Below are 25662 nucleotides of genomic sequence, written 5' to 3' on the forward strand. Positions count from 1 at the left end.
GTTTTTATGCTTTTGGTTGCATTAATTTGGCTGGGAAGATGATACCTTTACCTCCGAGAAGTTGTGAGTAGATTTTTCCTTGTTTGTCGTGTACGAAGAAATCGGCAATGACGCCTGTTTGGGTTTTACTTTTAACTTCACAGGAGACGTAGAAGGATTGGTTATAGGGAATTTTGGCAAATTGTTCATATTTTTCTTGTTGTCCTGGTAGACAGATTTCTTGATGGTAATGATGTAGCCAAATCCATAAGGGATGGGTACTTAAATCGGTTGTGAATCCATTGATCCAATAGGCTGGAAATTGGCCTTGTTTGGTTTTGTCGATTTCTTTCCAAAAACATTCAACGGTGATTTTCTCAGGAGTAATATTTATGACTCTTTTAAGTTGTTGAAAAGACGGGCCATGAAATAATGCTGATTCTCCTGTTTGATAAAAGTCTTTACCTGTGGTGGTGATGATGTTATCTTCTACAAGGTTCAGTTTTTCATAGATGGGGGCGGGAGGAATATCACGCAGGAGTTTAACTTGGGTACTGAAGTGATATATGGTTTTACCTTCTGGTGTTTTACTCCAGATTTTGCACAGGAAATTTATTTCGTGATGATCGAGATTTTTGGATGTTTCTTGTAAGTCGAGAATGTATTCATCTGCGAGGGTTTCGTTAAAGGTAATTCCTTTGAAGATGCGGAAGTCTGTGCTACTGAATGCTTTATATCCTGGATATAATTTTTCGCAAACATCAGACATCCATGACACTGCACAGGTAGCAGGTAAAACCGGATTCCCAGCAATGACATGATCGTGTAGGAAGGGATTTGCTGCAAGTGTAAGTTTGCGACGGATGCGATAGGTACGAAGTTCAGAATCTAGAGGCGCAGCAGGTGTGGGCATGGGGCTGCCGATGACCACTTGTGTGGTATTGTGATGAACAGGATGCAGTTCTCTAACTAACATTTGTGTTCCTGCTTCTACTGGGATAATATCAATACCCCGGCGGGCGAATTCTTTTTTCAATTCTGGTGTCACCATACCGCTATCCCAACCTCCCCAATTGATGGCGACGACGTGACATTGGGGATATTTTTGCTTGAATAAGTGGGCTGATTTGTTGAGAATTTCGTTAGCGATCGCGTAATCAGATTGTCCGATGTTACCGTAAAAACCAGTTACGGAAGAGAACAAAACTAAATGTTCTATCTGGCTAGGTTTGACACAAGCTAAAATATTTTCTAGCCCTTGAACTTTGGCTGTATAAACTTTTTCAAAATCCTGTTCTGTTTTCTTTTCAATCAATTTATCAGCCAAATTACCAGCACCATGAATGATGCCTGTAATTTCACCCATACGTTCAACAGTAGCAGTAATTTTTTGATTCAAAGCTAAAGTATCAGTGACATCTACACTAATATATTCAGCCTCTCCACCTGCTTGTTGAATTGCTGCTAATGTTTCTTTAATTTCTCGACTTGATGCTAGTTGATTATATAATTTTTGTACACTCATGGGTGTGGGTTTCTCTCCAGTGGAAAGAAGATATTCCATGATGCGTTTTTTTAATGTTGCTTCATCAAAACAATTGTGAGCAAAATCAGGTTCTGTTTCTAAAAGTTCCGAACGTCCTAGCAAAATAAACTTACAAGGATGCTGCTGTGCTAATTTAATGACACACTTAGCTGTAATTCCCTTAGCACCACCACTAACAAGAAAAACAGATGCGGGGCGAATATGACTTGCTGTAATCATAAATTATCCTCACGCAAAAAATTATGAATTTGAGTTATGAATTATTACAATAAATCCTGGAGATTCCTTTTGAAATACTCTTAAATCACAAAACTATTAATACTAATCAAACATCTGTGTTCATCAGTGTGCATCGGTGTTCGCATAACATCAAAACCTTAAATACTAATAGATATAACTAACCGTATCACGCCTATTACCAGGAGTTTTTTGAGGTGAAGGTTTAAAAGCGATCGCCATCATTAAAAACATCACCATCATGATCGCTATGATTATTGGTAAAGGAACAAAACTATTCTCTAGAGATGTGGAACTCAAACTTGAGCTTACAGTCTCACTTGATTTGAGATTAGAAGATGAACTCAAATTAGAATTAATATCAACCAGCCTAATATCACCAAGGTCTTTCTGTTTTGGTGACAATTTTATCAAAGAGTTATAACTTTTATAACCATTGGCTTGAATAGATAATTGAGCCTGCAATGAATTACTATTATTAAAGTTAATAGTTAATCTATATATTCCTTCTAAATCTGTGTAGGTAATCAAGGTATTACCTTCATAGGTTAATAAAACTTTAGCCCTACTAATTGGGGCTTGTTTTTTTTGGTCAATAACACGGCCAAGATAGGTAATTGTTTGATGCTTGGACATATCTTTAGTGGGAGTGGGGGGAGTAGGAAAAGTAGGGGGAGTGTGAGGAGTGGGGGAAGTGTGAGGAGTAAAAAAATATTTTATCCTTGTAATTCTCATACCCCTCACACCCCTCATACTCCTCATACCTCTCATACCCCACACTACGGGAAGCCACTTGCGTGTCTACACACCTCTCACATCCCATGTCTTATCTATCGGGTACGCTAACCAAAGTTACTCTTCCCTGGGAACCATAGGCTACTTCGGTAAGATAACGATTGGGGTCGTGAAGTTCAGCAACGATGTACTGTGCTGATGTTTCAGCGCTAAAATCAGGACTAAGGTCTATTGCCCGACAATATACTTTTGGCCACTCCCAAATCATGGTTTTGGTTAATCCAAATAAACCTGCACCAATCGCCCCGAAGTTAACTTTGTGTTCTACTCCAAAAGCCCCATCTAAACGTGCTACGGTACAGAAACAGCTGCGTCCGTGATTAGCTGCTGCGTTGAGAGATTTTTTCAGATGTTTGGCTATGAAGAAAACTTGCTTAATAATCGCTTTTTCTTCTGGGAAATAGGCAACACTACTGTTATGGTTCGCCTGGAAGACGGGGTGAATGTGAATAAATGCGCCAACGTTACCGTAATGAGTAGCGATCGCTGCTAATTGTTGTTGTAAATGTTCCTCTGTTGCATCTTGTAAGGTAACGCGATTCACACCTGCTGGTAAGGGCGATTTTTCGGGAACGAGGGATGGAGGTAACTTTAAGACTACTACTTTCCATCCCCGTTGATTCAGTAATTCTGCAACTTTGGTGGTAGTGAGGGAACCATCGTCGGTGATGAGGGCGATGTGTCCCTCTGGTATGGGGAATTCCCAAAAGTCTGGTGGAGGCAGAATTTGCAGCTTGGCTGGACGACGTTGGACGTTGGGTACTGACTCGTCTAGCTGGTTAACAGATTCATGCTGCTGCTTTTTTTTTTCAGCCCCAGCTAGTTTCTGGAGGTACTCAACTATTTGACCGATGGTGCGTAGTTCTGCTAGTTCTTCTACATTACTCGGTTTCGGTAGGTCGGGGTATTTTTCTTGTAACGCCCCCATGATTTCTACCCGTTTGATTGAGTCAATTCCCAAGTCTGCTTCCATGTCCATGTCGAGTTCTAACATCTCGACTGGATAACCTGTTTTTTCGCTAGTAATAGCTAACAGAGTTTCAGCTAAGTTACTTAAGTCAACCTCTGCTGTGGAAGTTGCTGTTTCCGTAACAGTGATGATTGGTTCGGCGGCGACTGCGACACTTTCGCTAACTGCGGTGGAGTCGTTGCTGAATTCAGGTACACCAGAGGAGAGGTCGGGTGTGGGGGATGGGGAGGTGGGGAGGTGGGGAGTAAAAATACTTTCTATGTTGTTTCCCTTGTCTTTCTTATCCTCCACTGATGCGGGGGTAAAAACTAACGATTGTAGATACTGGACGATTTGACCGATGGTACGTAGTTCCGCCAGTTCTTCTACATTACTTGGCTTGGGTAGGTCGGGGTATTTTTCTTGCAACGCACCCATGATTTCTACTCGTTTGATCGAGTCAATTCCCAAGTCTGCTTCCATGTCCATATCGAGTTCTAGCATCTCGATGGGATAACCAGTTTTTTCGCTGGTGATGGCTAGCAAAGTTTGATCTAAATCAGATAGATCAATGGTTGGTGCTGGTGTTGCTGATGGTGTGCTGACGGTCGGTGTCGCAGAGGTGGGGGGAGTGGGGGAAGATAGAGAGGTGTTTTCTTGTGTTGTTTCTTTGACTGGTTTGACTTCTGTTACTTGTGTGACTTCTTTGATAATTTTAACTTCTTCTGGTGTCCCTATTTTCCCATTTGTAGAAATTACTGGTTGAGTAGTTGCACCTTCGTTGATGAGTTGGGAGTATTCTTGCTGAACGAGTTGAAAGAAGTTTTTGGTGTATTCTACCTGTTCTTTGAGATATTGCTCATGAATACGTAGGGTTTCACCTTGTTGGGCGTGAAACTGCATCATGCTACGGTCTAAGCTTTCGATGATGCTTGGTTTCAGCTTGGCTGCATCTGCTGAATGTTTGCCGTTAGCAAGCAGGGAATTCTGCTGCTGCATCAGTTGGAAGAAGGTTTTGGCATATTCCATCTGATGGCTGAGATAGTGGGAATGAACTTGTAAATTTTCGCTTTGATTTTGTTGAAATTGTGTCAGGACGTATTCTAAGCTTTCTAAAACTCTTTGGTAATTTACAAGTTTGTCTGGGATTTCTGACTGCATGGGGGAGTGGGGAGCGGGGAACTCGGGAATGGGGAGATGGGGAGTGTGGGAGGTAGGGATTAGAGATTGGGAATTACCGTTACTTTTTATTTCTTTCCCTTGAACCATCTGAACTGTGTCTTTTACTGAGTGCGTTTGTTTGCTGTGTCCGTTAGTGCCGTTAGTTTGTGGTAATGCGATCGCAGGAGTGGCAACAGGAGTAGAATTTACGGTTATGGTTGTTTCACTGGGTTGCAATTTCACTGTTTGCCCATTGTGCAATGCTTGCTCAAATGCCATTTTCGTTTTGTCTGATACGTAGTTACTACCGCATAATTTAACGTTCAAACCTTTGTTTTTCGGCGGTTCAGCAATTACTGGTGGTAGTTGGTAGGGGTCGAGGTTTTTCAGAGACATACCCGCAACACGCAGTTGTACGGCGGCTTCGCGCAAAGAATGATCGCTGTTCTTTTGGGCGCTGGGGTTGAGTGCGATCGCCATATGGGGGCGATCGCCTAAGATATCTTTGATTAAGTTGGTAAGAATATTTCTTGGCCCAAATTCCACGAAGCAGTAACCCCCAGCTGCGTAGATATTTTCGATCTCCTGCTTAAATAGTACGGAGTTAGAGAGGTGGGTTTCGAGAGTTTTTTGAATTAATGCAGGTTCTTTGGGATATTCCTTACCTGTAACGTTGGTGTAAACAGGGATTTGGGGAATTTGGAAGGTAACATTTTTAATGGCGATCGCAAAGGATTTTTGCGCAAAGGCAATTAGCGGTGTATGGAAAGCTGCGGATACTGGTAGGGAAACGGCTGCATATCCTTGTTTGTGTAATGCATCCTTTACTTGGGTAATGGCATTCGTGGGACCTGCTAAGACGACTTGGCAGGGTGAATTAAAGTTAGCGATCGCCACCTGAGGATAATTCCTGATTACAGCTTCTACCTTACTCAGGTCTTCTTTGACCGCCAGCATTGCTCCCGTATCATAATTGGGATCTTGGGGTGCTGCCATTGCTTGTCCCCGTGCTTTCACAAGGAAACAGTAATCTGCATCACTCAACACTCCCGCCGCCCACAATGCTGTCAGTTCACCAAAACTGTGTCCAGCAACGAAATCTGCCTTAAATCCAGATTGTTGCAGAATTTTATACATGCCTGCACTCAACATCCCGATGGCAGGTTGAGCGTATTGTGTCTTTTGTAATGCCGCAACTTGGGCATTCTTTTCTGTCTCTTCAAATACGGGATGGGGAAAAACGATCTCAGATAGTGGCTGTAAGTTATCTTTGCGTAACAAGCTATCCATGTAGCCATAGAGATTCCGCATTTCCGGGAAATTCATGACTAATTCCCGACCCATATTTAAGTATTGTGAACCCTGCCCGGAAAATAAAGCTACTACTTTTCCGGCTAATTCCATACCATAAGCGCGGTAGTAAACACCTTGGGGATGTTCCCAGGATGTTGCAGTCGGTTTGTTTTTCAGCAAGTCAATACTAATTTGCAGTAACTTGCAAGCTTCAGCACTATTCTCAGCTACAAAACCAACCCTAGCAGCACCTTGGGGAATTTCTTTGGTTTTGCAAGCTTCCACTAATTCGACATAATTCTTATTACCCGCCTCAGACTGCAATTGAGCTAAAGTTTCCTGACAACTGCTTAATAACTCTGCTGGAGTTTGAGCAAATAGTACTATTTCGCTAGGAGCAGCGTGCAAGCGGTAAGCTTGGTTGTGTTCGCCTTCGTATTCTTCCAAGACGACATGGTAGTTTGTACCACCAAAGCCAAAGGAACTGACACCCGCCCGTCTTGGCGCTTCCCCTTCTGAGCGAATCCATGGTCTTGTTTCCGTGTTCAAATAAAAGGGGGAATTCTTGATGTTAAGTTTGGGGTTGGGTTCAGTGACATTAATTGTGGCTGGTAGGATCTTGTGGTGGAGTGCCAAAGCTGTTTTGATTAAACTCGCTGCACCAGCCGCTGCTTTTGTATGCCCAATTTGAGATTTGACTGTACCAAGGGCGATGTGATGTCTTTTAGAGTTGTTTTCGGTAAAAAATTCTCGTAAAGAGCTAAATTCGGTTGGGTCACCCGCCATAGTCCCTGTACCGTGGGCTTCAATTAAACCGACAGTTTCTGGCGGAAACCCTGCATCTTCATAAGCACGACGCAATGCTTGTACTTGCCCTTCCTGGCGAGGAGCGTAAATACTTTTATAGCGTCCATCGCTGGATGTACCAATGCCCTTGATGACTGCATAGATTTTATCGTTGTCTCGGACTGCATCTTCTAAGCGTTTGAGAACAACTATACCGATACCTTCACCCAACATCATGCCATCGGATTGAGCATCGAAAGGTCTCACCGTCTCACTGGGAGTCACCGCTGGGGTTTTGCTAAAACTGATATAAGCTGTGATTGAGTTATCAGTGTCAACACCGCCAGTCAGCATCATGTCACAGCGATGCTCAACTAACTCGCTAATTGCCATTTTCAAGGCTGCGAAGGAACTAGCACAAGCAGCGTCAACTGTACAATTTATCCCGCCTAAATTCAAACGGTTGGCAATACGTCCGGAAATGACGTTCGCTAACATACCGGGGAAAGCATTTTCATCCCACTTGACGTAAGCACTTTTGATTTTCTCAATGATTTTTTGGGTATCTTCATCAGACAAGCCACTGCTTTTGAGGGCTTTTTTCCAAATTGGATATTGTAGACGGGCAGAAAGAGGAATTCCTAATTTGAGGGCTGCTGATCCTAAGATGACACCGACAGTTTCGCGATTAAATTCCCGGCTTTCGCCGTAGCCAGCATCTTCCATTGCTTGTTTGGCAACTAGCAAGCTCAATAGTTGCGAAACATCTGTAACTTCCAAGATATTTGGCGGAATCCCAAAATCCATTGGGTTAAAATCAACATGGGGGAGAAATCCGCCTCTTTTGCAGTAGGTTTTGTCTTCTGGTGTTCTGGGGTTTGGGTCGTAGTAATCTTCCACACTCCAGTGTGTCGGTGGAATGTCGGTTATACAGTCCAATTTATTAACAATATTTTGCCAATATTCCCGCAAGTTTTTAGCTTGGGGAAACAAAGAAGCCATACCAATAATAGCAATAGGATTATACTGCAATTTTCTGTTCATTTTTTCGATTCCCATAGAATTATCCGACATCCTTTTTTTGACCTCAACAAACCTCGTCACTGCCTTTTCGCAATTGTTTATCTGTTCTTCCAATTGCGCTAAGGCAATCTCAATTGAATGAGCAGACATAGAAGATAGATTAATTTTTGGTAATGTGGATGATAGAACTGCTACTATTTCTGTAGCGAATTAATGCAGCAGTTATCCTATGCACAAAAGCTAAATACTTGTACGGACATCAGCACCCAATAGCAAATGTCACCCTGAGAATTTTGGATTTTGGATTTTGGATTTTGGATTAATAGTTTTCGGAACATCAATTCTAAAATCGCAAATCTAAAATCTCAAATCGGTTCGTTAAATGAAAATAATTTTGCTTGTGTCTGTTGCAATTAGATCAAAAATATTACACAACGCTCGATTCCTGAGATTGTGGTAATAAATCGATGACGTTGTTGTAACTAGTAAAGTAGTCTTGTAGCGCGTTAGCAGCCTGACCTGTGAACTCTATCCATTCGTAATTATGGAGATTGGGGGAGATACTCTCACACTGGAATAGTGGAAACTTCGGAGTAACTATGAGGACAGAAACGCTTTTTACTTCTGAGCTAGTTTGATTATCTAGCTTAACTGCGGCAATGTAATTTGTGTTAATAATAATGTTCTGAATCTTGATGAATGCCATAGCAGTTTCGACTTCCAAGATAATATATTCTATGAATTTAGTCAAACATTATTTGACAAATTTGTTACAGAAAAACACCTCTTTTCATCTGAATTAACAAGCCATTTGTACAAATGATTTAACTAAGTATAAGGCAGGATCTCTGAAACAAGTTTCACCGCCAGGCATGAACAAAAACCTCACCTCTAGCCCCTCTGCTTAGCAAGTAGAGGGTTGTCCAATAAGCGGGTTGAGGTTACTTTTAAGTCAGAATACAGAAGAAAAAAGCTGCTTCTTGATTTGATTTCAATAGTTGGCATTTTACGTTTAATTATGTCCACTTACTGAATCATTAATGATGGCATTGGAGCTTTTTTTAGTGTTGGTTGTTTACTCTCAATAAATTAATTATTAACTCACTAATAAGCTTTATTGCCTAAAAGAATGACAATTAATACCAAGATTAGCATAAGCAGCATAAACTGGATTGTTCGTAGAAGGCAATTTTGCAAAAAATATCATCTAAATTTGAAAATTTCTCAAAAAGTAACATTTATTACTATTGAAGAAACGAGAGAAGCAGAAAGCTGTTATGAGTTATTTATAAATTTCCTGAATAACTATTGGTTTGGGAATTAAATTAACAAGGTTATTAATTAATTTTTGTAGGTGATGAACATCAGTATATTTTTCATGACAAGCCGATGATTCAGCTAGACATGATGCTGTTTTTTTAATAAAAATCAACTAGACATATTAAGAGGTTATTTAAGTCAATATTTATTTACATTATTGGGATTGGTTAGTTGTTGGTTGGTTGTTGTAGAGACGTGGCATGGCACGTCTGTACAGTGGTTAGTAGTTATTGCGTCACTACTCCTCACACTCCCCACTCACTGCACCCGCCTTCCCCATCACCCCACTCCCCCACCTCTACTGGCTTTTTTCCCAGTCCACTTTTCCCAACGGATAATTTCGCGACTGACTAATTCTGGGTTTTGATCTCCGATAAAACAGATACGCCCCATCCTTTCACAGGCGTTTAGAATTTCACCATTGCCCATAAATGGCGCAATGACAAATTGATCTTTGTGACTTGTATAAAGATTGATGAGGTAATTGATTATTCCCTCTATACCTTCAATATGAATTGGTGTTTGTGGCTTAGATATTGATTGATGAGAAAAGATGCCAAGATACATGTTACTAATGATCAATTCATACTGATATGGCATTCGAGTTTGGCTGCAAAACTCATAAATGTTATCTTGGGAACGTACTACTGCGACTATTCTTGCCTCGTCGACCAAGTAATCATGGTTCCAAGTATGTGATAGAGTAGCGATCGCTAAAGCTGCATTTGAGGGTAAAAGTTGTCTAAAACCTTGACTACTGGTATCGCCACAATAAACTAAATGTCTACCCAGTATTAATTCATCACCAACTTTTACTTGTGCTTCTTTGAGAATAATGTTTGCTTCGTGATCTGTCTGTTGTACCCGATTGGCTGCTTTTTTCACAGCTGACTTCGCTTGTTTTTGGGCGATCGCACTTTTGAAAGCTAATAATTGTAACTCTTTTTGCTTGGCTCGTGCTTGCGCTGCTAATTGTGCTTGTCGTTCGGCTTCTTGTTCTTCTCCCTTGGCTTTGGCTAATAGTGCAGCTTCTTCCGCTTTTTCTGCTAAGGTACGTTCAGCAGTGGCAGTTCTGGCTATTTCTAGTTGTGCTGTAGTACTTTTAGCTAATGGTGTGTCTTTAATAAGCTGTTTTACATCCGGATGAATCGCCTTAGCGATTTGTAAACCTTGCTGTAAAGTACGTTCAGAGAAACCTGTTTGTTTTGCGATGTCCCGGGTAGTTTTGGCTGGTGGTGAAATGGTTGCACTACCTTTGAGAGTATATTGATTATCTCCTGGTTTTGCCCTCAGTCCCATACGTTGGAGAATCTGTTCCCGTTCTAACCACAACTCATTACGTTCTAAAGGTTCTAGCTCATTGCGAATCAAATTTTCGTCTATTTCCGCTAGACGAGATTGCTCAGCATCTTCATAATTAACAACATTGCACTCAATTTCCTCTAAACCCAGCATCTGGCACGCCGTCAAACGGTGCAGCCCAGCAATCAAGTTATGATTTTGATCTACTGTGATTGGGTTTAAAAGCCCATTTGCCTGGATGGATTCTTTTAAATCCTTAACTTTTTCGCCATTTAATGGACGACGATTCACACCAATTTTGATTTTTTCTATAGGTATCTTAGGCATAATTGCTATTTTTCTATGTCGTCAATGAGAACACCCGCAAGACGATAAACCCGATCTTATTCCACCAGTGTGATTAAAAACATGAATTTTGTGAGAACTCTGATGAGGATGTTTTATGATTCATGGATCTTCGATTTTGGATTGATTCCACAGATAAATTTGGGCGTTGTATCCTTTTTCTTACAACCTTATTGAAGCCAATGATTCTAAAAAAGTTCCCTATGGCGACTTTTAATTGATAAAGAAAACTGATAATGAAACGTGACGAGTGTGAGGAGGGTGGAGTGCGGGGAGTGTGCGGAGAGTAACATAGTAACTAATTCCCCTTGTCCTCCTTGTCCTCCTTGTCTGCCTTATCTGATTCCTAATCCCAAATTAACAGCTTGACAAAATCAAACTTTTTTGCCATATTGGAAAGCGAGTTTTTTGATGCTTATATCATTGCCGCTTCGTTTTAGTCTCGATTTCTATTTGGACTTAAAGTTTTTTAGTTTAGTTTAGTTCTGTATTGTTCAGGGGTTACTTTACCTGCTTTCTACCAAGAGTAAAATTGAGAAAATTTTGGTGTAAAGCTGCTGTTGATTGTGCGAACAATTACATTTATACCAAAACAGTATTTTTGTATTGTTGGGTTTCTGAATTAATTCAGTGAGCAGTGATCAATAACTAATAACTGATATTTCTCCCAGTCATTGTTAGTCTTTTTGATTAGTTGTTAGTTATTTGTAAAATCCATCAACAACCACGATCAACAGCCAACGATCAACAGCCAACGATCAACAATTAACTATCAACCAACAAAAATATGACAGCAGACAAGAAAAACTTGTTCTTCGCAAAACCTGTAACTAGGTGGGGAATTTTTTTGGCGGTTTCTATTGCTTTTGCTACTGGCTTGGTGTCTTTCTTTAGTTTGTTGTTACTTCGCTCTCAGGTTCAAACAGAACCAAAAAAGCTTGCCAAGGCTGCACCTGCAAGAGTTGCGGTGACTGCTTTAGGGCGGATAGTACCTGATGGCGAAATCACTCAGCTGTCTGCTCCGAGTTCATTAACTGGTGTACGAGTAGAAAAACTGTTGGTGAAAGAAGGAGATCAAGTAAAGGCAGGTCAAGTAGTAGCGTTGCTGGAAGGATATACACGTACTCTTGTAGCTGTACAACAAGCTTTAGACAATGTCACGGTTGCTCAAGCTAAATTAGCACAGGTCAAAGCAGGGGCAAAGAGTGGTGATATAGAAGCCCAAAAAGCAGCGATCGCTCGAGTAGAATGGCAATTACAAGGAGAAGTAAACACCCAGCAAGCAGCTATAGCTAGTCTCCAAGCCCAAGTTCAAAATGCTGAAACCGAAAACAACCGCTATCAACAACTATATAGAGAAGGTGCGATTTCCGCATCTACAGCAGAGAGCAAAGCTTTACAGCTCAAAACCTTGCAACAACAGCTTGCTGAAGGTAAAGCAGCCCTAGCTCGCACTGTTGATACTCTCCAAGAACAACTCAGAGAGTCTAAAGCCAGACTAGGAAGTATAAAAGAGGTGCGTCCCACAGATGTGCGCCTAGCAGAAGCCGAACTCAAGAGTGCAATGTCTGCTGTGAAACAAGCACAAGCCCAACATGAACTAACTTACGTAAAATCTCCTGTAACTGGTAAAGTTTTGAAAACTCACGCCAAATCAGGAGAAGTAGTCGCCACTAACGGTATTGTAGAGATAGGTAAAACTTCTCAAATGTGCGCGATCGCAGAAGTTTACCAAACAGATATTCAGAAAGTACGTATAGGTCAAAAAGCAACCATTACCAGCACCGCCTTCCCTGGTAGAAAATTGCAAGGAACTGTCAGCGAAATCGGTTTACTCGTTGACAGACAAAATATCTTAAGTATTAATCCAGGTGCAGATACAGACCGCAGAGTCGTGCAAGTAAAAATCCGCATCGATAACCCAGCAGATAGTCAACTCGTCTCTGGTTTAACTAACTTACAGGTAGATGTGGCTATTAAAATTTAGCTACTCCCAGCAGTTAAATCACCGACAAAACAAAGTAGTCAAGCTGGTTTTTTACCACTAACCACTAACTACCAATTACCAATTACCAATTACCAATTACCAAATCATGGTGTTTAAAATTCCTCTGGCATGGTTGCAACTAGTCAGAAACAGAATTCGTTCTCTAGTAGCTGTGGCTGGCATTGGTTTTATTGTGATTTTGATGTTTATGCAACTTGGATTTCAAGATGCTCTTTACTCCAGTGCTACTCAAGTGCATCGTAATCTCCAAGGCGATTTATTTTTAGTCAGTTCTCAATATAAATCTTTGACAGCAATCCAAAGCTTTTTTCGGACTAGATTGTATCAAGCTTTGGGGTTTGATGGTGTAGAGTCAGTTAGCCCCATATATTTGGGATTTGCTAAATTTAAAAACCCCGAAAACGGTGAGAAATATTCAATTTATGTGATTGGTTTTGAACCAGGAAGACCGATCATGAACATGCCAGAGGTTGAAAAGAACATAGATAAAATTAAAGTGCCTGATGTTGTACTTTTTGATCGTAATTCCCGCCCAGAATTTGGGCCAGTTGCCCAGAAATTTATTCAGGAAAATGCCGAACAGATACTAGAAATATTTCCCTTTGATTCATTGAGAGGTTATAGAGTTAGAGTTGGTGGCTTATTCGGTTTAGGCCCATCCTTCGGTGTGGATGGAAACTTGATAGTCAGTGACACAACTTTTTTGAGGATATTTCCTAACAGCCGTCCCTCAGAAATGATTGATGTAGGCGTGATTTCACTGCAACCAGGTGCTAATCCCCAAAAGGTAAAAGCAGAATTGCAAAGTAATTTACCTGACGACGTGAAACTTTTTACTCACCAAGAGTTTATTGATTTTGAAAAAGAATATTGGGCGACAAGAACACCAATTGGTTTCATTCTCAATCTTATGCTTTCAATGGCTTCAGTTGTTGGTATTGTGATTGTTTATCAAATTCTTTACAGTAATATCTCCACTCAACTCGTCGCTTATGCAACCTTAAAAGCCATCGGCTATGAAAATAATTACTTATTGAATGTTGTATTTCAACAAGCTTTCATATTATCAGTACTAGGTTATATTCCAGGTTTTTTTATCTCTATCTTCTTATATGATTTTGCTATGGAAGCAACTAAACTACCCATTATGATGAGTACTCAAAATGCAGTAATTGTTTTCATCTCAACAATATTAATGTGTATGACATCTGGTGCATTAGCTATCAACAAACTCCGCTCCACAGACCCAGCAGATATTTTTTAAATTGGTAATGGGTAATGGGTAATTGGTAATTGGTAAAAATCCTTAACCACCAATAACCAGCATTCACACAATTGACAACATTCACAGGATTAACATGGATCTCAAGCATAAAGCTATCCTCATCACTGGAATTGGCGAATTTATTGGTTTGCGTACTGCTCAATTAGCGATCGCCAAAGAAATGAAAGTCTGTGGAATGCAAAGTTCCGCAGATAAAGCTAAAAAAGCACAGAATTTAGGTGCTAAAGTCATCATTGGTAATATCACCGATTCTGCTAGTGCTGAATTAGCTTGTCAGGGAGTAGATATAGTTGTACACACAGACGAAATTGCCAAAGAAGGTGGTTCACTAGAAGAGTTTCGCAAAATCAATGTTGATGGTACTATCAACATAGCTAAAGCAGCTAAAAGTGCTGGTGTCAAAACCTTTGTTTATATCTCCAGTGCATTAGTTTATGGGTTTAATTATCCGAAAAACATCACAGAAGAAGGGCCACTATCAGGCGACAATAATCCTTATTGTCAGACAAAAATAGAAGCTGAAAAAGCACTTTTACAACTGAATAATCCACCCGATTTTGGCACCATTATTCTGAGAGCAGGTGATGTTTACGGCCCAGGTAGTATTCCTTGGATAGTCCGACCATTAATAATGATGCGGCAAAAATTATTTGCCTATGCTGGCGATGGCATGGGAATCATCAATCATGTATATATTGATAACCTAGTTACAGCCATATTTTTAGCAATTGAAAAAGAAGCCCACGGCGAAACTTTCAACATCACCGACGGACAAGAAACCACTTGGAAGGAATATTTTACTTGCTTGGCAGAAATGGCAGGTTTACCAGCACCTTTTTCACTACCAAAAGACGAACTTAAACTATTTCTGAAGCTACGCTATCAGGGACAAAAACTCTTTCGGAAGCAAGCCGATATCTTACCAGAAGCCGTAGATTTTATGACTCGTCCCTATGCTTATTCAATCGAAAAAGCACGCAAAATATTAAGCTATGAACCCAAAATTAACTTAGAAGAAGGAATGCGCTTAACCCAAGAATGGCTGAAAAAAACAGACCTCAAGAAAATGGTTAATAGTTAGTAGTTGTTAGTTAGTAGTTAATGGTTGGTTATTAGTCATTTGGCGTTGCTGAATTTGGTCATGAATTGTGTTTGTCTACATTTTGTAGAGACGTAGCAATGCTACGTCTGGTCACACCCTAACAGTCATTACGAACAATATATTTATCATGGCACACACAATGTTAGCTAAAGCCTCTAATGTTTTGGCATTTTTACTTCCGAGTTTAGTCAGTATTGGTCTATCTAATACAGTACAAGCAGAACCTACAACTACACTGACTGTAGTAGTAAATGGTATCAAACACCAACAAGGTCAGATTTGCCTGAAAGTATATGCGAGTGAAAAAGGATTTCCTCTTGATGAAACTAGCGGAGTACAAAGTGGCTGTACAAAAATCACAGGAAGTTCTGTTAAAAAACAATTTTTTGGTTTGAAACCAGGAAATTATGCAGTTGCTGTAGTTGATGATCAAAATGGAGATTACAAACTCAACCGAGATTTTCTAGGCATTCCCCAGGAAGGTTTTGGAGTTTCCAATAATCCAACTATATCAGTCATAACCGGTACACCAAAATTTAATAAGGCGAGTTTTCCATTGCAGAAAAATACAACTATTAACATCGAAATGAAGTATGGACTAGATCCATAAAATATTTGTTGGTAGTTAGTAGTTAGTAGTTAGTAGTTAGTAGTAATTCCCCCACTCCCCACACTCCCCATCTCCCACTCCCACACTCCTCACAAATGAAAGAATTGGCGATATCTCTGTCTAGAATGTTGCTAAGTTGGCTGGTCATTCAAACATTGGTTGCACTAGCTTTTTTATGGACATTAAAAACCCATCACAGAAATTCCTTGCCAGATGAACAACTCCCCAAAACAGCTGTTATTCTTTGTTTGCGGGGAAGTGATCCGTTTCTACCCAATTGTTTAGAATCGCTGCTACAACAAAATTATCCAAGATATGATTTAAAGATAATTATTGATAACCGTGAAGATCCAGCTTGGAAAATTGCCAGCGAGACGATAGCTGCGCTAGGTGCAACCAACGTCCAAATTAGCCCTTTGAGTATCAGACGATATAACTGTAGTCTCAAATGCAGTTCTATAGTGCAAGCTGTTTCAGAATTGGATGAATCCTATAAAGTAGTTGCATTAGTAGATGCTGATGCAGTGGTTCATCCTAGCTGGTTACGCGAATTAGTCAGTCCTCTGGCTGATCCAACAGTGGGAGCAACTACTGGTAACCGTTGGTACCTACCCACAGGTAAATATTGGGGTTCACTGGTACGGTATTTCTGGAACTCCTCTGCTGTGGTACAAATGAGCCTCTACCGCATTCCTTGGGGGGGGTAGTTTAGCACTGAAAACCGATGTAATTTACGAAACCGAACTACTAGAAAGGTGGGCAAGATCCTATGCCGACGATACTATAATCCCCAAAGTTCTGGCAAATTATGGATTTCAGCTGAAGTTTGTACCATCTTTGTTGATTCTCAATTGTGAAGAATGCAACTTACCAAGACTATTTGACTGGATGAAACGTCAGATGTTATCGTCGCGCCTGTACCATCCCCAGTGGTGGGCGGTAATTGCTGACGCATTGCAAACAGTTCTACTGCCAAATCTACTGTTGGTGTTGTCTATAGCTGCATTATGGACGCAACAATGGGATACTGCAACTCTAGCTTTTGCTAGCTATGGTAGCTACATAGTAGCATTGCTGTTGTTGGCGATCGCTCTTGAAATTGGCGCAAAACCCATAATTCAACACAACGCCAAGGTCAAAACCAAACTATCACCAGCCACGATCATCAGAATGCTATTTGGCATACCTCTAACACACTGGTTTTATGGGTTGGCATTATTATTATCTTTTTGGATGCCAAAAGTTACCTGGCGCGGCGTCACCTACCAAATTAAAGGGCCTTGGCACATCCGCCTCATCCAATACCGCCCCTATCAAAAATTAGATCAACCCATTGATAGCAAAGTATCTCTTTGAACATCTAACTGGTTAGTGGTTAGTGGTTACCTATTCTTTAAACTACTTACTCCCCATCACCCCATCTCCCCATTACCAATTACCCATTACCGACCTCAACGAATAATACAAGTGTTCAAGCGGACATGATATTAACTATGAAAAAACAACCTCTTCGCATTGCACTCATTACAGGATTGTATGCGCCATTTTTGACAGGGGTTTCCATCGCTGTACACCAACGGGTGCGCTGGTTACTACAACAAGGACACGAAGTATTTCTTATCCACCCAGAAATCAACGACCAGTATCCCGAAGAGGTTGGTAGTCGTCCGATGGCGGGACTCAAAGAACTCCAATCTTTCCCCAAATTTTCTTCCTATGCATTTCCCACCCAACCACTGATATTTTATAAATCTCTTCCCCAACCATTACATTATCGCCATTGGAGCGATACCAAATTATTGGAGAACTTTAAACCAGACATCGTGGTAGTTGAAGAAGCACCACAAATGCGAGGATTTTACTCACTTTATTTACAAGGTTACGGTCGCCCTGTAGGTATTGAATACGCTAAAAAAACTGGCACACCCATCATATCCCTATTCCATACCGATATCGTTGCTTACATCCGCTATTACATGGGTAATCAGTTTTTTAGTTTTATTCGTCCCATGTTACCGATGTTAATCAAGCAATTCAGCGAAGCTTACGACTATAATTTTTTTTCTTCCCGGGAACAGCTTGAGAAATACAAAAGCTTGAAATCCCAACGCAGCGAATATCTACCCTATCAAGGTATAGATTGCCAGAAATTTAATCCTGCCAATATCAGCTACAATCCCATGCCCGACGACCATCGTCCCACTCTTTTGTTCGTTGGACGTATAGCCCCTGAAAAGAGTGTGATTCAACTTCTAGATATATACCCAATCATTGCTGCTAAGATACCTGATGCCCATCTAGTTATCGTCGGTAGTGGTCCCCAACAAGAAGAAATCCGTCAACGTGCAACCAAATTTGGCAAAGGTGTCACCGTCTGGGGAGAATCCCATGGTACAGAACTATTAGGATGGTATGCACGAGCCGATGTTTTTGTCAATCCTTCAGCTACCGAAAACTTCTGCACCTCCACCAACGAAGCCTTAGCCTCGGGAACTCCCGTAGTTGCAGTCAAAGCACCCTCAACCTCAGAACAAGTAGTCCCTGGGCGCAACGGCTTTTTAGCTCAACCAAATAATCCTGGGGATTTTGCCAACAAGGTAATTAGAATTTTAGAAAATCCTCAACTCAAAGAAGAAATGTCCCTCCATGCTCGTTTTTCGGTTCTCGAATATGATTGGTCTGTATGTATGCAAAAGTTTGAACAGAAACTTTATCAAATAGTAGAAAAATCAAGCAATTTAGCAGCAACACCTATTATCTAATAGCGAAATACCGCAGCTAATGGTGTATTGTCTGGCATATCTGCCGACTCAACTGCATACACGGTGCCACCGTTCAAGATAGTCTGAGTTGCAGCCAAATCTAGTAAATCCTCGTCGTTGAGTTCTGCATCCGGATGCACTTCAACCGTTTGAGTATCTGGATCAAAAGTACCCCACAATTGCCGATCAACGGCAACAATTAACTTATCAACTCGTCCCTGATAAGCTGCTGGAATAGTCTCCCTAATTTGGCTGGAAGCTTTTCCCGTTCCCAGCAGTTCTTTGTATTGATTCATTGCTTCTTGTTGTGACTGTAAAAATAATGGTTCTACTATTTCCCAGGCTTGGGCGTGTAATTCTTCTGGTGCCAGCAGTTTTGGGTTGCCTATTATACTAGCATCCAGGAGATAAGCATAAGTATTGGCTTGTCGGTAAATTGGTAAAAGATATTCCACCCCAGCCAGTACCAAAGGGGCGTGTTCTTCTTTTAAGAACTCTCGCAACGCCTGATTGACACGATGGAAGTATTGGCTGAGATTCTCTTTTTCATCCTCATCACCAGCACCATGACCGTGAAATACCGTGACCCCACCAGGAACAGCACTTCGTCCACCTGTTGCCCCTGGAGTACCTATATGGGAAGGGGTTTGACGTTCTGGTTCTTCAAACCGTAGTACTTCTGCTAAACTTGGCAATACGCCAGTTAAATCAATTTCCTCAATATGATAACGAGTGCCTTTTAATAGCCTAATTACATCATGACTGAGAGCCAGAATATAGAAGTGTCCATCGCCATGAAAGAGAGGAAATAGGGGTTTGAGGTAAAAATGGTTACTAACAATCACTAATTCTGCAAAATCTAAAGGTAAAGAGTAATACTGCAAAAAGTCCTGGGAGCGGAAGATGGCTAAACCATAACTCTGATGTTGCCAAAATTCATTATGATTTAGCGCTCTCACTGGTTCTAGTAAGTTTTTTGCATCTTCAGAGCGACAGCCATGCTCTATCAGGAGTTCTTCTGCTTTTCTGATTAAATTCCGAAAGCGGATGGGATTTTGTTGAGTCTCTGCTCCTGCATGGTAAGTTGGTAAAAAAATTGATACACATACTTCTCTAGGTCGTTTCGCTAGTGTTTCGAGTTCTGCGATAGAAATTAATTTCATTTGTTTGCCTCCTGTATTTACAGGCGTTTTCCCAGTTTATAATTTGACTTCTAATCCCTCTGATGTTTGTCTGAGATTAGTATTAAAAGCTGCACAAAGAGATTGCATACGGTCACAGATAGTGTTGAATTCTGCGCCTTTAGCTAGATTAACCTGTGCATAACTTAAATGTACTGGTATTAAACGCAACTTATGCAAACCGCGATCGCCAACCTCCACTAAAAACACAAAAGACCAATCATTACGCAATACAGGGTCAATTACATAGTCATCAAGAAAATCCCCTGTATCATAAAAGATTAGCCCCTGTTTGTAGCGCTCTACACCTTGGAAGACGTGGGCAGAATGACCATGGAAGATATCTACACCTCTATCCACAACTGCGCGTGCAAACCGACAGAAATGGGGCGGTGGTGAGATGACCATATTTGCACCCCAGTGGGCAGAGAGGGTATTTCACCCCCTCTGTGCTGATTTGTTTTTACAACAATAGATTAAGCCACGTTAATCTTGACGGCTTTTTTCTTCTCGCTTTCTACTTTCGGTATGGTGAGAGTCAGAATACCATTTTTGTATTCAGCCTGTGCTTTATCGTTTTGAACGTGAGCAGGTAGTGGAATGACTCGCTCAAATCTCCCGTAACGGAATTCAGAGCGCATCATACCCTTTTCTTCTGTCCTGGTCTCAGATTTGCGTTCGCCACTGATTGCAACAGATTCTTCTGTCACCTCTATATTCAAATCTTTAGATTCCAGTCCTGGAATTTCTAGTTTGAGACGAATGTCCTCAGCAGTTTCCTCCATTTCGACGGAAGGTATAAAAGCAAGTGCTGAAACTCCCCCATCGCCACTGGGGAACATCCGCTCAAATAAGCGGTTCATCCGTCTTTGCAGATCCTCAATTTCCCGTAAAGGCTCCCAATAGAAAGGTTCCCAACGTTCAATTCCTTGGAAAGGTTCCCAACGAGTAATCGCCATAATCGTTGCCTCCACTATTCTTGATTTCAATCTCGAAGTTAGAGACTTTCCTACTATCTTCAGGTTACAAGAAAAATTTGAGGAACTTGTGAAGAAATAATTAGTATTTCAGATTCACAAAATCACTAGCTTGAAAATTAGGCAGATGATGAGGTAGCCCCGTCTTGGCGGTTTCCGGTGATGGCGGATGGCGGAAGAAGAACTGCAAACACAAGTAGATCAGATTGTATGCGTAGTCATGCCAAAAGATTTATATGCCATTGGTATTTGGTATGAAGATTTTCAGCAAACAACCGACGCTGAGGTATGTGAACTCTTAGCAAGACAAAAAATGGTCACAGCCAATGACTTATAAACGGAAGTTGAGTCAATGAATAAGACATTCACACAGAACCCTCAAGAAATATTCAACCACTAAAGTGCTTACTACTAACCACCCATCCTTGCCAACAAATGTTCTCCCACTCGCAATGCATTTGCCATAATCGTCAGTGATGGATTCACAGCAGAACTTGAGGGGAAAAAGCTACCATCAACAACATAAAGATTCTCGACATCGTGGGTGCGACAATTAAGATCAAGTACAGAATTTCTAGGATGTTCACCAAAACGACAAGTACCACATTGATGTCCAACTTCTTTCAAAGTCATTTTTTGAGGGAAGACAACAGAAATATGCCCTTGATGAGATGGTAATTTCATTGATTGTAAAACTTCTACCCAGCGTTTCATGAAACGATTAAAGGTTTGTTCATTATTCTTGGTATAATCAATATAAATTTGCTCCCCTTTAACATATACACGGTTATTAGGATTTGGTAAATCTTCAGTAATTAGTAACCAAGAAACAGAATGGTTGGCTACTGCTTCCGCAATAAATTTGGGTGTCAAAGGTGGTGCATAAGCAGCAACTCTATTTGCAGTGATATTCCCTAGTAATTGCACGCTTCCCATAGGGAAAGGGAAACCTTTTTCACCCCAATAAAAATCATTGACAGCTATTGTTTTGGGAAAAACTGTTGCATTAAATTTTGTAGATAAAGCCATGACTATCCCAAATTTATGAGCCATGTAATTTCGCCCTACCAGATTAGAGCTATTGGCTAATCCATTGGGATGTTGATCATTGGCAGATTGCAGTAATAATACTGCTGAGTTGATTGCACCACAAGCGAGAACAACAATATCTCCCGAAAAAATATGTCGTTTACCTGCAATTTCTGCTACTACCCCGTTAACTTCTCGACCTGATGCACTTGTATGCAGACGTAAGACTTTGGCTTGAGTAATTAAAGTCACGTTTTGATTAGCTATGGCTGGACGCACACAGTTAACATCAGCATCAGATTTTGCATTTAAAAAACATGGAAAACCATCACAAGTATCACAACGAATACAAGTACTTAAAAAACGATTAGTTTCATTGAGCTTAATACCAAGTGGTAGATAAAATGGATGTAAGCCTTTGTCTTTTAAACCATCATTAATTTCTTGAATATATGGTTCGTGACTAATAGGAGGAAAGGGGTAATCTTCAGAAGTTTGAGGTTCAGTAGGATCTAAATTTCGCTGACCATGTACTTCATAGAGTTTTTCAGCTTCTGTATAATATGGAGCAAAATCCTGATATTTTAACGGCCATTCAGGAGAGATCCCATCTTGATGAAAAACTCTATTAAAGTCCTGTTCACGAAATCTCAATAATGCTCCGCCATAAAATTTAGTGTTACCACCAACATTGTAGTGTGTGACTGGACGAATTACTTTACCGTGTTTGTCATACCAAATTTCCTGGGTTCGATAATATTCTTTTTGAAAAATTAGTCGAGAATCCCAATTGGCTTTTTCTTTAGGTATGAAAGAGCCTCTTTCTAATAATAAAATTTTCTTGCCACTTGCTGCTAATTTATATGCTAGCGTTCCACCACCAGCACCCGTACCAATGATGATGACATCATAATGACTATCAGCCATTTTTTCTCCGTCGGTTGAGTTCGTGGTAATGCATCAGGTGTGAAGAGAGAAGAGAATAATTATAAACAACACTAAATAGGAAAACATAATGACAAGTATAAATAGCAGCTATATAAAGTACTTACGCATCTTTATCAAGATGACACACTGCTAATTATGTTTGTCAAGTGTAATCTATCAAGAGAAGTAAATTTATAAAAAATCAAATAATCAGAATTTTCAGTGATGAATTTTGCAGTTTTAATGTAATAAATATAATGTTTTGTTCAATTTTTATTAAATACGCTGCTCAAGATATTAAAAACTTGATATCAAATGTATGTAAGGGTTTGTAGTAAGCACCAAAGTGCTTACTACAAATAATTAAAAGTTGGTGTAAAAAACTACTGATGTGAACGTCTTGCGGCTAGCATTTGATTTTCTGCACAGGTTTGATTGAGATTAGTTAAACCAATCCAACGGTAAATAGCATCTCCAAATTCTGGAAAAAGTTGTACATTAGAAAATAGAAGCCTTGTGAGTAATCCGTCAAGGATTACTTCTGCTTTGTTGTTTTTGATGGCATCTATAACTGCGATCGCTACAGTTTTTGGTTCAGAAACACGCGCTAATTTGGGTGCTGGTAAGCCAAATTTCAAATACATCCCTGCTTTTGTATATCCTGGACAAACCACAGAAACATCTACATTAGTATCAATTAATTCCTGCCGCATAGCATCTGTCCACATAATTAAACCAGCTTTACTAGCAGAATAAATACTATTGTAAGGCGCTCCTTTTTTCCCAGAACCAGAAGAAATATTGACAATGTGACCACTATTACGTTCTAACATACTCGGCAATACTAACCGAGTTAATTCCATTCCTGCCAGTAGATTAGTTATTAGTATTGACTGGATATCATTGAGAGAGTAATTTTGAAAAGGTCGGTATTTTTCAATCGCAGCATTATTAATCAAAACATCAATTCGACCTGCTTGTTGATTAATTTGCTGGACAAGTAACGGTAACTCTTCCAATTTGCTGATGTCAAAGGGAATGCTGATATATGTACCACCAGCAACTTCTACTTCAGCACGGATATTTTCTAATTTTTCTTGGGAACGAGAAACACCAACTACAGTTGCTTTTTCTTTCGCTAGCGCCCGAGCAATAAATACTCCTATACCACCCGCAGCACCGGTCAAAACTACTGTCTTCCCTGCAAGATTTTTCATGATTAGTTGATAATTGTTGATTGTTGATTGTTGGTTATTTTGATCTTGAAATCTTGCACCAACCTAATCTTCTGCCAAGAAATAAAGTTTTTGGCTCAGAGTTCAAGTCCACTCAAGTGGATTCAAATCCATGGCAACAAAAGACAAGAAATTACTCTGTTCTACTTCACATCAATAGAACATTCATCATCAATGACTTAATCTATACTCTGAGAGCATATGCAATTAACAACATATTTTAGTGTCTTATTACGCTTAATTCCCCTAAACGCTCTCAACACACTTTTTGAAGTTGACACTGTTTTAGTTATTAATTGGTAATTTAATTAAAACACAAATCTAAATTTTTTTTACACTTTTTTGATACAAATTTTTAAAATATTATGCTTTGCTTTTGGTCATTAGTTTTTCCCATTACCAATTACCAATCACCAATTACCTATCATCTATTACCAGCCTACACGACAGTATAAGTATTCAAGCAAACATGATATAAAGGTTTGTAGTGAGGACTAAAGTCCTCACAAAAGGGCTAAAACCCTTACTACAAAATTATTGTGGAATTTGTCCCGAAAGTTTTTGAATTTGTCCAGAAAAGTAATCTTCCTCGTACTTTAATTGTTGGGCTACTTCCAACCCTTTTTGGAAAGCTTGCAGTGCTTGCGGATACTCTTTGCGTTCCAAATGCATTTTTCCGATTTGATCGTAAGCATTCATCAAACCATAAAAATTCGAGGCTAATTGTTGAGTTTGTACAAGAATTTCGCTAGCTTGTAACGCCTCTTGTATTTGTCCTTGGGAACGGTAGAGTGCGATTAATTTTTGCAACGCTTCAGCTGCACGTACATACTGTTGTAATTGCCAAGCAATTGTGTAAGCTTGTTGATAGTTATTGAAAGCTTCTTGGATAAGATTAGGGTTTTCCTTCGCCAGTGATTCATAATCTGAAGCGATCGCTAGTTTTAAAGCTGGTAGTTGAGTCGGATTATTCTGTCTTTGGTATATTTCTGTGAGTCGGTTGTGTATTTCTATCGCTTGCTGGGGTTGTTTCCCTTGTTCGTAAATATAAGCTAATTTTTGCAAGTATACTAGCTCATTGACACCATCACCCCCAGCAGTAGCTAATTTTAACAACTCCCGATAAGTTGTTGCTGCCTTGCTGTAATCAAACCAACTCAGATGTACTTCCCCGATAGTCTGTAAAACCTCCACCTGTTTTGCTATATCTTGTTGCTGGCGCACCACACCTAAAACTTGCTCATAAACTTCCACCGCATTTTGAGGCGATCGCACCTGTTGGTAAGCTAGTCCTAGTGCTTGCAATAACTCTAAATCATTAGTTTTTCCAGACCTTACCTGCTTTTGAATAGCTTTTAATCGCTGAGTAATGTACCGTACCTCTGGGCGATTGCTTTTTCGATAAGCTACAGCACCCACCCTTCCTAGTGCTTGCACCTCTTTCACAGCACCTAAATATCGACGCAACCGCAGTTCCCGGTTCCAGATATCAAATGCTCCCACCTCATCACCTGCTTGCAGTTTCGCCGTAGCTTGTTGATTCAACTTATCCAATTCCACCTCCAACTGTTGCTGTTCAGTCACAGATAACGGCTGTTTGTCTTTGTCTGGATTCCGTGGCAACAATGGATCGGGTGTAGTAATTTCTAGGGGTGATGGCGGAAACTCATCTGGTGGTTGAGGCTTTTTAGTAGCCGCCGTAGTTAATGAAGTGCCAAATAACCACAAAGCAGCAGTAGCACTAATTATCACACTTAAGCATTTGAGCATAGTAGTTAATATTTGATAATTGTATAGTTGATCTTTGGTT

At 40.3% G+C, this 25662-nt stretch carries 16 protein-coding genes and 2 pseudogenes; 7 read left to right on the forward strand and 11 right to left on the reverse strand.

Annotation, left to right across the window (positions count from 1 at the left end; all coding sequences use genetic code 11):
- Window positions 1-4: 4 nt before the first annotated feature.
- From UYK_RS0121390 to UYK_RS0121410, 5 genes are all read right to left on the reverse strand, one after another.
- Entirely contained in the window at window positions 5-1744 is a 1740-nt protein-coding gene (locus tag UYK_RS0121390) for an SDR family NAD(P)-dependent oxidoreductase (RefSeq protein WP_009756807.1), read from the reverse strand.
- A gap of 165 nt (window positions 1745-1909) precedes the next feature.
- Window positions 1910-2497 carry a peptidase associated/transthyretin-like domain-containing protein gene (locus UYK_RS0121395; RefSeq protein ID WP_016872136.1) on the reverse strand — a complete coding sequence of 196 codons (588 nt, stop codon included), beginning with the start codon at window positions 2495-2497 and terminating at the stop codon, window positions 1910-1912.
- A gap of 91 nt (window positions 2498-2588) precedes the next feature.
- Complete coding sequence (locus tag UYK_RS0121400; protein ID WP_016872137.1) at window positions 2589-7919, reverse strand: type I polyketide synthase; 5331 nt, start codon at window positions 7917-7919, stop codon at window positions 2589-2591.
- Between the two features lie 277 nt (window positions 7920-8196).
- Window positions 8197-8475 carry a hypothetical protein gene (locus UYK_RS0121405; protein ID WP_009756810.1) on the reverse strand — a complete coding sequence of 93 codons (279 nt, stop codon included), beginning with the start codon at window positions 8473-8475 and terminating at the stop codon, window positions 8197-8199.
- 893 nt (window positions 8476-9368) lie between these two features.
- Window positions 9369-10718, reverse strand: a complete 1350-nt coding sequence (locus UYK_RS0121410; RefSeq protein ID WP_009756811.1) for a ParB/RepB/Spo0J family partition protein — start codon at window positions 10716-10718, stop codon at window positions 9369-9371.
- Between the two features lie 805 nt (window positions 10719-11523).
- On the opposite strand from UYK_RS0121410, the gene UYK_RS0121415 reads away from it, so the two are divergent.
- From UYK_RS0121415 to UYK_RS0121440, 6 genes and pseudogenes are all read left to right on the forward strand, one after another.
- Entirely contained in the window at window positions 11524-12723 is a 1200-nt protein-coding gene (locus tag UYK_RS0121415; protein ID WP_009756812.1) for an ABC exporter membrane fusion protein, read from the forward strand.
- Between the two features lie 106 nt (window positions 12724-12829).
- A complete protein-coding gene (devC, locus tag UYK_RS0121420) occupies window positions 12830-14008 on the forward strand; it encodes an ABC transporter permease DevC (protein WP_009756813.1) in 1179 nt (392 codons plus the stop codon).
- A gap of 94 nt (window positions 14009-14102) precedes the next feature.
- Window positions 14103-15110 (forward strand): NAD-dependent epimerase/dehydratase family protein, encoded by a 1008-nt coding sequence (locus UYK_RS0121425; RefSeq protein ID WP_009756814.1) that lies wholly within the window; start codon window positions 14103-14105, stop codon window positions 15108-15110.
- 160 nt (window positions 15111-15270) lie between these two features.
- Entirely contained in the window at window positions 15271-15741 is a 471-nt protein-coding gene (locus UYK_RS0121430) for a DUF2141 domain-containing protein (RefSeq protein WP_009756815.1), read from the forward strand.
- 95 nt (window positions 15742-15836) lie between these two features.
- Window positions 15837-17097, forward strand: a pseudogene (locus UYK_RS24445) (glycosyltransferase family 2 protein).
- Window positions 17098-17234: 137 nt separating this feature from the next.
- Entirely contained in the window at window positions 17235-18503 is a 1269-nt protein-coding gene (locus UYK_RS0121440) for a glycosyltransferase (RefSeq protein WP_016872140.1), read from the forward strand.
- Here UYK_RS0121440 and UYK_RS0121445 read toward each other — a convergent pair.
- The 3 genes and pseudogenes from UYK_RS0121445 to UYK_RS0121455 form a co-directional block, all read right to left on the reverse strand.
- Entirely contained in the window at window positions 18500-19666 is a 1167-nt protein-coding gene (locus tag UYK_RS0121445; protein WP_009756818.1) for a baeRF3 domain-containing protein, read from the reverse strand. The two genes, UYK_RS0121440 and UYK_RS0121445, sit on opposite strands and share 4 nt — an antisense overlap.
- 36 nt (window positions 19667-19702) lie before the next feature.
- Window positions 19703-20101, reverse strand: a pseudogene (locus UYK_RS0121450) (CapA family protein); the annotation flags it as partial.
- 59 nt (window positions 20102-20160) lie between these two features.
- Entirely contained in the window at window positions 20161-20643 is a 483-nt protein-coding gene (locus tag UYK_RS0121455; RefSeq protein ID WP_009756820.1) for an Hsp20/alpha crystallin family protein, read from the reverse strand.
- 187 nt (window positions 20644-20830) lie between these two features.
- Between UYK_RS0121455 and UYK_RS0121460 the strand changes: the two genes are divergently transcribed.
- Entirely contained in the window at window positions 20831-20998 is a 168-nt protein-coding gene (locus UYK_RS0121460) for a phosphoribosyltransferase (protein ID WP_009756821.1), read from the forward strand.
- A gap of 74 nt (window positions 20999-21072) precedes the next feature.
- Here the strand turns inward: UYK_RS0121460 and UYK_RS0121465 are convergent, their stop codons facing one another.
- The 3 genes from UYK_RS0121465 to UYK_RS0121475 form a co-directional block, all read right to left on the reverse strand.
- A complete protein-coding gene (locus tag UYK_RS0121465; protein ID WP_009756822.1) occupies window positions 21073-22617 on the reverse strand; it encodes a GMC oxidoreductase in 1545 nt (514 codons plus the stop codon).
- Window positions 22618-23000: 383 nt separating this feature from the next.
- The gene (locus UYK_RS0121470) at window positions 23001-23834 is read right to left on the reverse strand and encodes an SDR family NAD(P)-dependent oxidoreductase (protein WP_009756823.1); all 834 of its coding nucleotides are present in this window, start codon (window positions 23832-23834) and stop codon (window positions 23001-23003) included.
- 552 nt (window positions 23835-24386) lie between these two features.
- Window positions 24387-25622, reverse strand: a complete 1236-nt coding sequence (locus UYK_RS0121475; RefSeq protein ID WP_009756825.1) for a tetratricopeptide repeat protein — start codon at window positions 25620-25622, stop codon at window positions 24387-24389.
- Window positions 25623-25662: the final 40 nt, after the last annotated feature.

It is taken from the genome of Fischerella thermalis PCC 7521, assembly GCF_000317225.1.
Lineage (GTDB): Bacteria > Cyanobacteriota > Cyanobacteriia > Cyanobacteriales > Nostocaceae > Fischerella > Fischerella thermalis.

Bases quoted from the DNA above. Each gene is read 5' to 3' on its own strand.
- UYK_RS0121390 (WP_009756807.1), bottom strand. From the start codon at position 1,744: ATGATTACAGCAAGTCATATTCGCCCCGCATCTGTTTTTCTTGTTAGT.
- UYK_RS0121395 (WP_016872136.1), bottom strand. From the start codon at position 2,497: ATGAGAATTACAAGGATAAAATATTTTTTTACTCCTCACACTTCCCCC.
- UYK_RS0121400 (WP_016872137.1), bottom strand. From the start codon at position 7,919: ATGTCTGCTCATTCAATTGAGATTGCCTTAGCGCAATTGGAAGAACAG.
- UYK_RS0121405 (WP_009756810.1), bottom strand. From the start codon at position 8,475: ATGGCATTCATCAAGATTCAGAACATTATTATTAACACAAATTACATT.
- UYK_RS0121410 (WP_009756811.1), bottom strand. From the start codon at position 10,718: ATGCCTAAGATACCTATAGAAAAAATCAAAATTGGTGTGAATCGTCGT.
- UYK_RS0121415 (WP_009756812.1), top strand. From the start codon at position 11,524: ATGACAGCAGACAAGAAAAACTTGTTCTTCGCAAAACCTGTAACTAGG.
- devC (WP_009756813.1), top strand. From the start codon at position 12,830: ATGGTGTTTAAAATTCCTCTGGCATGGTTGCAACTAGTCAGAAACAGA.
- UYK_RS0121425 (WP_009756814.1), top strand. From the start codon at position 14,103: ATGGATCTCAAGCATAAAGCTATCCTCATCACTGGAATTGGCGAATTT.
- UYK_RS0121430 (WP_009756815.1), top strand. From the start codon at position 15,271: ATGTTAGCTAAAGCCTCTAATGTTTTGGCATTTTTACTTCCGAGTTTA.
- UYK_RS0121440 (WP_016872140.1), top strand. From the start codon at position 17,235: ATGAAAAAACAACCTCTTCGCATTGCACTCATTACAGGATTGTATGCG.
- UYK_RS0121445 (WP_009756818.1), bottom strand. From the start codon at position 19,666: ATGAAATTAATTTCTATCGCAGAACTCGAAACACTAGCGAAACGACCT.
- UYK_RS0121455 (WP_009756820.1), bottom strand. From the start codon at position 20,643: ATGGCGATTACTCGTTGGGAACCTTTCCAAGGAATTGAACGTTGGGAA.
- UYK_RS0121460 (WP_009756821.1), top strand. From the start codon at position 20,831: ATGGCGGAAGAAGAACTGCAAACACAAGTAGATCAGATTGTATGCGTA.
- UYK_RS0121465 (WP_009756822.1), bottom strand. From the start codon at position 22,617: ATGGCTGATAGTCATTATGATGTCATCATCATTGGTACGGGTGCTGGT.
- UYK_RS0121470 (WP_009756823.1), bottom strand. From the start codon at position 23,834: ATGAAAAATCTTGCAGGGAAGACAGTAGTTTTGACCGGTGCTGCGGGT.
- UYK_RS0121475 (WP_009756825.1), bottom strand. From the start codon at position 25,622: ATGCTCAAATGCTTAAGTGTGATAATTAGTGCTACTGCTGCTTTGTGG.